Raw genomic sequence first — 9,284 nt, 5'->3', positions numbered from 1 at the left:
GTCAGGGCCAGCGACGCTGAGTTAGCGCCAGAACGGCTTGCTCAGCTCTTCGTAGCGTTGTGCTTCGCTGATACCGGCATCAGCCAGCAGGCGCGAATCCAGACGAGCCAGTTGGTGACGGCTGGCGATGCGGCGCTGCCACAACATCAGGTTGGCGATAACGCGAAGAGGCAGGGAAGCCTGGTTTTTTTCAGCTTTGTCTTCGAAAAACAGCTCGGAACTGAGTGTACGTTCCATGGTTGACATCCTTCCGCTTGTGGCGGGATTAGGTAGTGGTTTGACTGGTGCCCATGATCCTCTCGTTTGGCCAGTCTCTCTAGATACAGTTCACCTGTATTGTGAGAGACCAGTTAACTGTTAAAGAGCGGTGTACTGGTCAATATTGAGGCAACTGTACCTGTCTGCACGATGTTGGTGCATTTTTGCGTGTTGGGGGTAGCTTTGTGGGAAAAGACTGTAAGAAAATACCGGTACAGCAGTACAGTTTTTGACGGATAAGGCTTGAATGACGGTCTTCAACCAAAACTGTATTTGCGATAACGGTGATCCAGCTGTATCAGACGGCCAACATGCGCCCGGTTTCTTCGAGGTTCAGGTGCCAACTCAGTGCATCGCGCAGGATATGCGGGGTATGTCCGCCCAAGGCGCACGCGGCGTCGAAATACTCATTCAAGGCTTGGTGGTAGGTGGGGTGCACGCAATTGTCGATGATCACTCGCGCGCGTTCCCTTGGCGCCAGGCCCCGCAGGTCGGCCAGACCGATCTCGGTGACCAGGATGTCGACGTCATGTTCGGTATGGTCCACATGGCTGACCATCGGCACGACGCTGGAAATGGCCCCACCCTTGGCAATCGACTTGGTGACGAAAATCGCCAGGTGGGCATTGCGGGCGAAATCCCCCGAGCCGCCGATGCCATTCATCATCCGCGTGCCGCAGACATGGGTGGAATTGACGTTGCCGTACAAGTCGAACTCCAGTGCGGTGTTGATAGCAATGATGCCCAGGCGACGCACGACCTCGGGATGGTTGGAGATCTCTTGTGGGCGCAGGACCAGCTTGTCCTTGTACCTTTCCAGGTTGCCAAACACATCGGCATTACGTCGATCCGACAGCGTGATCGAGCTGCCGGAGGCGAAACTCAGCTTGCCGGCGTCGATGAGGTCAAATGTCGAGTCCTGCAAAACCTCGGAATACATGGTCAGGTCTTCGAACGGGGAATCGATCAGCCCGCACATCACGGCATTGGCGATGTTGCCGATACCAGCCTGCAACGGCCCGAGCTTGTTGGTCATGCGTCCGGCCGAAACCTCCTGCTTGAAGAAATCGATCAGGTGATCGGCAATGGCCTGGGTGTCGCTGTCCGGTGGCGCGACGGTCGAAGGCGAGTCGCCTTGGTTGGTAATGACAATGGCGGCGATTTTTTCCGGCGGGATCGCAATGGCGGGGCTGCCAATACGGTCGTCGACTTTCACCAGGGGAATGGGTGTACGGGTGGGGCGATAGGTCGGGATATAGATGTCGTGCAGCCCTTCCAGATTCGGGTTGTGAGCCAGGTTGATCTCGACGATCACTTGTCGGGCGAAAATGGCGAAGCTGGCTGAATTACCCACCGATGTGGTGGGTACGATATGTCCCTGCTCGGTAATGGCCACGGCTTCGATCACGGCAATATCGGGCAGTTTGAGCTGGCCGTTGCGCAGTTGCTCGACAGTTTCCGAGAGATGTTGATCGATGAACATCACCTTGCCTGCGTTGATCGCCTTGCGCAGCGTGCTGTCGACCTGGAACGGCATGCGTCGCGCCAGTACGCCGGCTTCGGTGAGCTCCTTGTCGAGGTCATTGCCCAGGCTTGCACCGGTCATCAGGCTTATTTTCAGCGGGGTGACCTTGGCGCGTTCAGCCAGGGCATGGGGCACTGCTTTCGCTTCTCCGGCGCGGGTAAAGCCGCTCATGCCGACGGTCATGCCGTCCTGAATCAACAAGGCTGCTTCGGCAGCGCTCATCACTTTATTCAATAACGAAGGCAAGCGGATGCGATCACGGTACATAGGTGGTTATCTCGGGCTGGAAAGCAAGATGCGCAGTCTAGTGAATTAGCGCTGTGCCCGACCCGCTACAAAGGTCGCATTTCAGGCGTCTATTACGAGGGTCTCAGGCAAAACATCATTACCGGATCGGTAACATTTTGCCTTGATACAAATCAAAACGCCCCGACAGGTCGGGGCGTTTTGGGTGAAGCGGCGAGGTTATTCCACCGCTTTGACCATGTCTTCGATGACCTTCTTGGCGTCACCGAACACCATCATGGTCTTGTCGAGATAGAACAGCTCGTTGTCCAGGCCCGCATAGCCGCTGGCCATCGAGCGTTTGTTGACGATGATGGTCTTGGCCTTGAACGCTTCGAGGATCGGCATGCCGGCAATCGGCGACTTCGGATCGTTCTTCGCCGCCGGGTTTACCACGTCGTTGGCGCCCAGCACCAGCACCACGTCGGCCTGGCCGAACTCGGAGTTGATGTCTTCCATTTCGAACACCTGGTCGTAAGGCACTTCGGCCTCGGCCAGCAGGACGTTCATGTGTCCAGGCATGCGACCGGCCACCGGGTGGATCGCGTATTTAACGGTCACGCCGCGATGGGTCAGCTTCTCGGTCAGTTCTTTCAGCGCGTGCTGCGCCCGGGCCACCGCCAGGCCATAGCCCGGCACGATGATCACGGTATCGGCGTTGGTCAGCAGGAAAGTCGCGTCGTCAGCCGAGCCGGATTTCACCGGACGGGCTTCTTTGGAGCCAGCCGGGCCAGCAGCATCTGCGGTATTGCCGAAACCACCGAGCAGCACGTTGAAGAACGAACGGTTCATCGCCTTGCACATGATGTACGAGAGGATCGCACCGCTCGAGCCCACCAGCGAGCCGGCAATGATCAGCATCGAGTTGTTCAGCGAGAAGCCGATACCCGCTGCGGCCCAACCGGAATAGCTGTTGAGCATCGACACCACTACCGGCATGTCCGCGCCGCCGATCGGGATGATGATCAGCACGCCCAGGACAAAGGCCAGGGCCAGCATCAAGGCGAACGCGCCGAGGTTGCCGGTGAACATGAACATCAGGCCCAGGCCCAGCGTGGCAAGGCCCAGGATCAGGTTGAGCTTGTGCTGGCCACCAAACTGTACTGGTGCGCCCTGGAACAGACGGAACTTGTACTTGCCCGAGAGCTTGCCGAATGCGATCACCGAACCGGAGAAGGTGATTGCACCAATGGCTGCGCCGAGGAACAGCTCCAGACGGTTACCGGCTGGAATCGAATCACCCAATTGCTTGACGATACCCAGGGACTGCGGCTCGACGACAGCCGCGATGGCAATGAACACCGCCGCCAGGCCGATCATGCTGTGCATGAACGCCACCAGTTCCGGCATCTTGGTCATTTCGACGCGCTTGGCCATGATCGAGCCGGCGGTACCGCCGACCAGCAGGCCGACGATCACGTAGCCGATGCCGGCGGTCGCCAGTTCGGCCCCCAGTTTGTAGATGAGGCCCACAGTGGTCAGCACCGCCAGCGCCATGCCGAGCATGCCGAACAGGTTGCCTCGGCGGGAGGTGGTGGGGTGCGACAGGCCTTTGAGGGCCTGGATGAAGCAGATCGACGCGATCAGATAGAGCGTCGTTACCAGGTTCATGCTCATTACTTGGGCGCCTCTTCTTTTACGGCTTTCGGGGCTTTTTTCTTGAACATCTCAAGCATGCGGCGCGTCACGAGGAAGCCACCGAAGACGTTCACCGCGGCCAGGGCCACGGCGAGGGTGCCCATGGTCTTGCCCAGCGGCGTCACGGTCAGCGCGGCGGCGAGCATGGCGCCGACGATCACGATCGCCGAAATGGCGTTGGTCACCGCCATCAACGGTGTGTGCAGCGCGGGCGTTACGTTCCAGACCACGTGGTAACCGACATAAATCGCCAGCACGAAGATGATCAGGTTGTAGATACCGGGGGAGATAAGCTCTTCCATTGTCTGAATCCCTGCTTAGGCGTTTTTGCGGATGACCTGGCCGTCGCGGCACATCAGGCACGCGGCGACGATGTCGTCTTCCAGGTTCACGTCGAACTGACCTTCCTTGGTGAAGACCAGCTTCAGGAAGTCCAGCAGGTTACGGGCATACAGCGCCGACGCGTCGGCTGCGACTTCGCCGGCCAGGTTGGTCGGGCCGCAAATGGTCACGCCATTCTCGATCACGACCTGATCAGCCACGGTCAGCGGGCAGTTACCACCCTGGGCTGCCGCGAGGTCGATGACCACCGAGCCGGGTTTCATCTGCGCGACGGTTTCGGCACTCAGCAACGTCGGTGCCTTGCGGCCCGGAATCAATGCGGTGGTAATGACGATGTCAGCCTGTTTGGCGCGCTCGTGCACGGCTTGGGCCTGGCGTTGCATCCAGCTGGCCGGCATCGGCCGGGCGTAACCGCCGACGCCGACGGCGCACTCGCGCTCTTCGTCGGTCTCGTAAGGCACATCGACGAACTTCGCGCCGAGGGACTCGATTTGCTCCTTGACCGCCGGACGCACATCCGAAGCCTCGATCACCGCGCCCAGGCGCTTGGCCGTGGCGATCGCCTGCAACCCGGCCACGCCCGCGCCGAGAATCAGCACGCGCGCCGCTTTCACGGTACCCGCGGCAGTCATCAGCATCGGCATGAAGCGCGGATAGTAATGGGCGGCCAGCAACACGGCTTTGTAACCGGCGATGTTCGCTTGAGACGACAGCACATCCAGGCTCTGGGCTCGGGAAGTGCGTGGCGCGGCCTCAAGGGCGAAAGCGGTAATGCCGCACTCGGCCAGCTTGGCGATGGTTTCGTTGTTGAACGGATTGAGCATGCCCACCAGAACGGTGCCGCTCTTGATCAGCGTCAGTTCGCTGTCGCTGGGAGCCACCACCTTGAGGATCAGCTCGGCCCCGAATGCATCACTGGCGCTGCCAATGGTTGCGCCCGCTGCCTCATAGGCACTGTCGATAACGCTGGCCTTGATACCGGCGCCGCTTTGAACAGTGACTTTATGGCCTTGGCCGATCAACTTCTTGATGGTTTCCGGGGTAGCAGCAACCCGTGTTTCACCCGTTTGGGTTTCGAGGGGAACACCAATGTGCACGTCAAATCTCCTGCGTGATCTTATTGAGTAAACCCAGGCACTTCGGATGGTGCGGCTGGGGCGGCCGATCAGCACGGTCCCACCAAACCAGGCGGGGCGCGGCATTTTGCAGGCGAAAATTCAGCCCTTCAAGAGATTATGACGGGTGACGGAAAATTAACTACAAGTCACCCTGTGACCGAATGTCGCGATTATCGATCGGCAGCCCTTGTGGGCCGTGCTTTCCAAGGATTCAGGTTCAAATTGACAATTTTTCCCATCGGCCAGATGAATAAGCGCTGATGCGTTGCGTGATATGGCTCGAAGCCATGTATTTAGACGCTTTGGAGACTACTGCACGGGCTTGATAACAGATTGACTGAATGCGACATAAACTTATATCTGTAGCGACTTCTGTTAGTTTACTACCTAAGTCAGTTTTTGTTTTTCTCTTATTAATCAAGAAGATAGTTGTCGGCTTGTTTCACGAGCCAGTCACGAAAAGCCCGAAGGGAGGCGGATTCGACTTTTCGCTCCGGAATCATCAGGTAGTAGGCCTTGATGCTCGACAGCGCATTACGGTTGGCCACGACCAGTCGTTTCTCTGCCAGTTCGCGTTGAATCAAAAAGGGCGGAATCAGCGCGATACCCATGTCGTGCATAGCCGCTTGGGCGAGCATGGAGAATAGTTCATAACGCGGCCCTGTCAGGTCTCGCGCAATATTCAGGTTCTGGGCGTTGAACCACTGGCGCCACGCATATGGACGAGTGGTCTGCTGGAGCAAGGGCAGTTCGGCGATTTCCTCTGGTGTCAGGCCCTTGCGACCGTCTAGCAAGGCGGGGCTGCATACAGGCATCGGATTTTCGCCCATCAGCTTGTGGGATTCGGTACCGGACCAGTCCGCATCGCCAAAATAGATGGCGGCATCAAATTCCGTATCGGCAAAGAGAAAGGGGCGCGTGCGGTTGGTCAGGTTGACGGTGACTTCCGGGTGCTGCTGCTGGAAGTCCTTGAGGCGTGGCAGCAACCATTGGGTGCCGAAGGTCGGAACCACGGCCAGTTCGATCACGTTCGCACCGGTGTGCCCCATCACTGAAAGTGTGTCGCGCTCGACGGCATCCAGTTGGGTGGCAACGCGTCGGCTGTAGGAAAGACCTGCTTCGGTCAGTTTGACGCCGCGGCGCGAGCGTCGGAAAAGCTCCACGCTGAGGAAGTCCTCCAGGCTGGCGATCTGTCGGCAGATAGCGCCTTGCGTGAGAGAAAGCTCCTGCGCCGCCTTGGTAAAGCTTTCATGGCGCGCGGCAGCCTCGAAACTGACCAGGGCGGCGGTGCTGGGGATTTTACGACGCATGTACGTAAGCCTCACTCAATAACTGTGTAAACGGGGTTAATGGCGTTTACGGAGTGAGAAATTAGCACAGGTTAGTGCGTAATCCTCGTTTGCCCTTGTAGGAAACCGCGCCTAGGATCAATCCACGATTTTCATTTAATTGGCGAGGACTCTTTCATGGCCGGTAAAGCGAGCTTCAACTGGATCGATCCGTTGTTGCTGGATCAGCAGCTCACCGAAGAAGAACGCATGATCCGCGACACTGCCGAGCAGTTTGCCCAGCAGAAGCTCGCCCCGCGAGTGCTGGAAGCGTTCCGTCATGAGAAAACCGACCCGGCGATTTTCCGCGAGATGGGTGAAGTCGGCCTGCTGGGGGCAACCATTCCTGAACAGTACGGCGGCAGTGGGTTGAACTACGTCAGCTATGGCCTGATCGCTCGTGAGGTAGAACGGGTCGATTCCGGTTATCGCTCGATGATGAGCGTGCAATCCTCGCTGGTCATGGTGCCGATCAACGAATTCGGGACTGAGGCGCAGAAACAGAAGTATTTGCCGAAGCTGGCGTCCGGTGAATGGATCGGCTGCTTTGGTCTGACTGAGCCGAACCATGGTTCCGATCCGGGTGCAATGATTACTCGTGCGCGCAAGGTGGAAGGCGGCTACAGCCTGACGGGCAGCAAGATGTGGATCACCAACAGCCCGATCGCTGACGTATTTGTCGTCTGGGGTAAGGACGATGCCGGTGATATCCGCGGCTTCGTTCTCGAAAAAGGCTGGAAGGGGCTGAGTGCGCCGGCCATTCATGGCAAGGTCGGGCTGCGCGCCTCGATCACTGGCGAAATCGTCATGGACAACGTATTCGTTCCGGAAGAGAACATCTTCCCGGATGTCCGTGGCCTGAAAGGCCCGTTTACTTGTCTGAACTCGGCACGCTACGGCATCTCCTGGGGCGCCTTGGGGGCCGCTGAATTCTGCTGGCATACCGCACGCCAGTACACGCTGGACCGCCAGCAGTTTGGTCGCCCGCTCGCTGCGAATCAGTTGATCCAGAAGAAACTGGCCGATATGCAGACTGAAATCACGCTGGCCCTGCAGGGATGCCTGCGTCTGGGGCGTATGAAAGACGAGGGCACGGCGGCGGTCGAGATTACCTCGATCATGAAGCGCAACTCCTGCGGCAAGTCCCTGGATATTGCCCGCATGGCGCGGGACATGCTGGGCGGCAACGGTATTTCCGATGAGTTCGGCATCGCGCGTCATCTGGTGAATCTGGAAGTCGTGAACACCTATGAAGGCACGCACGATGTGCATGCGCTGATTTTGGGGCGTGCGCAAACCGGTATCCAGGCGTTCTACTAATAGGAGAACGGTCATGGGCGCGCTTTCGCATCTGCGGGTATTGGATTTATCGAGGGTATTGGCCGGGCCTTGGGCCGGACAGATCCTGGCGGACCTGGGGGCTGATGTCATCAAGGTCGAGCGTCCCGGCAATGGTGACGATACGCGCGCCTGGGGGCCGCCCTTCCTGAAGGATGCCCGAGGCGAGAACACGACCGAGGCCGCTTATTATCTTTCAGCCAATCGCAACAAGCAGTCGGTGACCATCGACTTCACGCGGCCAGAGGGGCAGCGGCTGGTGCGAGAGCTGGCAGCCAAGTCCGACATCCTGATCGAGAACTTCAAGGTGGGCGGCCTGGCGGCGTATGGCTTGGACTATGACTCGCTAAAGGCGATCAATCCGCAATTGATCTATTGCTCGATAACCGGGTTTGGCCAGACCGGCCCTTATGCCAAGCGCGCCGGGTATGACTTCATGATTCAGGGACTGGGGGGCTTGATGAGCCTGACCGGTCGCCCTGAGGGCGATGAGGGTGCGGGGCCGGTGAAGGTAGGGGTCGCGTTGACGGACATCCTCACGGGGCTGTATTCGACCGCTGCCATTCTGGCGGCGTTGGCCCACCGTGATCATGTCGGCGGCGGTCAGCACATCGATATGGCCCTGCTGGATGTTCAAGTGGCTTGCCTGGCCAACCAGGCGATGAACTACCTGACCACGGGCAATGCGCCGAAGCGTTTGGGTAATGCTCATCCGAATATCGTGCCTTATCAGGATTTTCCGACGGCGGATGGCGATTTCATCCTGACGGTGGGTAATGACGGCCAGTTCCGAAAGTTCGCTGAGGTTGCCGGTCAACCGCAGTGGGCTGATGATCCGCGTTTTGCCACTAACAAGGTGCGGGTGGCGAACCGGGCGGTGCTGATTCCGTTGATTCGCCAGGCGACGGTGTTCAAGACCACCGCTGAATGGGTGACTCAGTTGGAGCAGGCGGGTGTGCCGTGTGGGCCTATCAACGACCTGGCCCAGGTGTTTGCCGATCCTCAGGTACAGGCTCGTGGGTTGGCGATGGAATTGCCTCACCTGCTGGCGGGTAAAGTGCCGCAGGTGGCCAGTCCGATTCGACTGTCCGAGACGCCAGTGGAGTATCGCAATGCGCCTCCTTTATTAGGAGAGCATACGTTGGAGGTGCTGCAGCGAGTGTTGGGGTTGGACGAGGCTGCGGTGATGGCGTTCAGAGAGGCTGGGGTGCTGTGAGTCTTCTCTTCTATATAGAGGAGCGTGTTAAAGGGCAAAAGCGGCAGGTTTGCCGGTGCTGCGCAACTTATTGATAGAAAAGCGAAATTAAGGGTTGACGGCAGATTCTGGACGTCTATAATTCGCCCCACTTCCGGCGCAGTCTAAACGGAAAACTCCTTGAGATTCAACGAGTTAAGTAGGTTTCGAAGGTGTAGGGCTTCAGTTCATCGAAGTCCGGAAGGAGCAGGTAGGGC

At 58.3% G+C, this 9,284-nt stretch carries 8 protein-coding genes; 2 read left to right on the top strand and 6 right to left on the bottom strand.

What is annotated here, in order from left to right:
• Nucleotides 1-21: 21 nt before the first annotated feature.
• The 6 genes from J4E53_RS28495 to J4E53_RS28470 all read right to left on the bottom strand — a co-directional run bounded on the left by J4E53_RS28495 (nucleotide 22) and on the right by J4E53_RS28470 (nucleotide 6,476).
• Nucleotides 22-237 (bottom strand): DUF1127 domain-containing protein, encoded by a 216-nt coding sequence (locus J4E53_RS28495; protein ID WP_003187014.1) that lies wholly within the window; start codon nucleotides 235-237, stop codon nucleotides 22-24.
• A gap of 319 nt (nucleotides 238-556) precedes the next feature.
• Complete coding sequence (locus J4E53_RS28490; protein WP_060739789.1) at nucleotides 557-2,050, bottom strand: acetyl-CoA hydrolase/transferase family protein; 1,494 nt, start codon at nucleotides 2,048-2,050, stop codon at nucleotides 557-559.
• A 198-nt stretch (nucleotides 2,051-2,248) separates the two neighbouring features.
• Nucleotides 2,249-3,685: an NAD(P)(+) transhydrogenase (Re/Si-specific) subunit beta gene (locus tag J4E53_RS28485; protein WP_025216189.1), complete on the bottom strand. Its 1,437-nt coding sequence runs from the start codon at nucleotides 3,683-3,685 to the stop codon at nucleotides 2,249-2,251.
• A complete protein-coding gene (locus tag J4E53_RS28480; RefSeq protein ID WP_003187010.1) occupies nucleotides 3,685-4,008 on the bottom strand; it encodes an NAD(P) transhydrogenase subunit alpha in 324 nt (107 codons plus the stop codon). The genes J4E53_RS28485 and J4E53_RS28480 overlap by 1 nt, the downstream gene beginning before the upstream one ends.
• A gap of 15 nt (nucleotides 4,009-4,023) precedes the next feature.
• A complete protein-coding gene (locus J4E53_RS28475) occupies nucleotides 4,024-5,145 on the bottom strand; it encodes a Re/Si-specific NAD(P)(+) transhydrogenase subunit alpha (protein ID WP_060739788.1) in 1,122 nt (373 codons plus the stop codon).
• 434 nt (nucleotides 5,146-5,579) lie between these two features.
• Entirely contained in the window at nucleotides 5,580-6,476 is an 897-nt protein-coding gene (locus J4E53_RS28470) for a LysR family transcriptional regulator (protein WP_060739787.1), read from the bottom strand.
• 156 nt (nucleotides 6,477-6,632) lie between these two features.
• Here J4E53_RS28470 and J4E53_RS28465 point away from each other — a divergent pair, with 156 nt between their 5' ends.
• The gene (locus J4E53_RS28465; protein ID WP_014335919.1) at nucleotides 6,633-7,814 is read left to right on the top strand and encodes an acyl-CoA dehydrogenase; all 1,182 of its coding nucleotides are present in this window, start codon (nucleotides 6,633-6,635) and stop codon (nucleotides 7,812-7,814) included.
• A gap of 13 nt (nucleotides 7,815-7,827) precedes the next feature.
• The gene (locus tag J4E53_RS28460; RefSeq protein WP_060739786.1) at nucleotides 7,828-9,048 is read left to right on the top strand and encodes a CaiB/BaiF CoA-transferase family protein; all 1,221 of its coding nucleotides are present in this window, start codon (nucleotides 7,828-7,830) and stop codon (nucleotides 9,046-9,048) included.
• Nucleotides 9,049-9,284: the final 236 nt, after the last annotated feature.

Origin of the sequence: Pseudomonas sp. FW305-28, from assembly GCF_017351395.1 — a bacterium.
Classification (GTDB): Bacteria; Pseudomonadota; Gammaproteobacteria; order Pseudomonadales; family Pseudomonadaceae; genus Aquipseudomonas; species Aquipseudomonas fluorescens_AA.
This window is presented reverse-complemented; position numbering and strand designations above follow the sequence as displayed.

Coding starts and splice junctions, on each gene's coding strand:
- J4E53_RS28470 (WP_060739787.1), bottom strand. CDS start 6,476: ATGCGTCGTAAAATCCCCAGCACCGCCGCCCTGGTCAGTTTCGAGGCT.
- J4E53_RS28495 (WP_003187014.1), bottom strand. CDS start 237: ATGGAACGTACACTCAGTTCCGAGCTGTTTTTCGAAGACAAAGCTGAA.
- J4E53_RS28465 (WP_014335919.1), top strand. CDS start 6,633: ATGGCCGGTAAAGCGAGCTTCAACTGGATCGATCCGTTGTTGCTGGAT.
- J4E53_RS28490 (WP_060739789.1), bottom strand. CDS start 2,050: ATGTACCGTGATCGCATCCGCTTGCCTTCGTTATTGAATAAAGTGATG.
- J4E53_RS28480 (WP_003187010.1), bottom strand. CDS start 4,008: ATGGAAGAGCTTATCTCCCCCGGTATCTACAACCTGATCATCTTCGTG.
- J4E53_RS28460 (WP_060739786.1), top strand. CDS start 7,828: ATGGGCGCGCTTTCGCATCTGCGGGTATTGGATTTATCGAGGGTATTG.
- J4E53_RS28485 (WP_025216189.1), bottom strand. CDS start 3,685: ATGAGCATGAACCTGGTAACGACGCTCTATCTGATCGCGTCGATCTGC.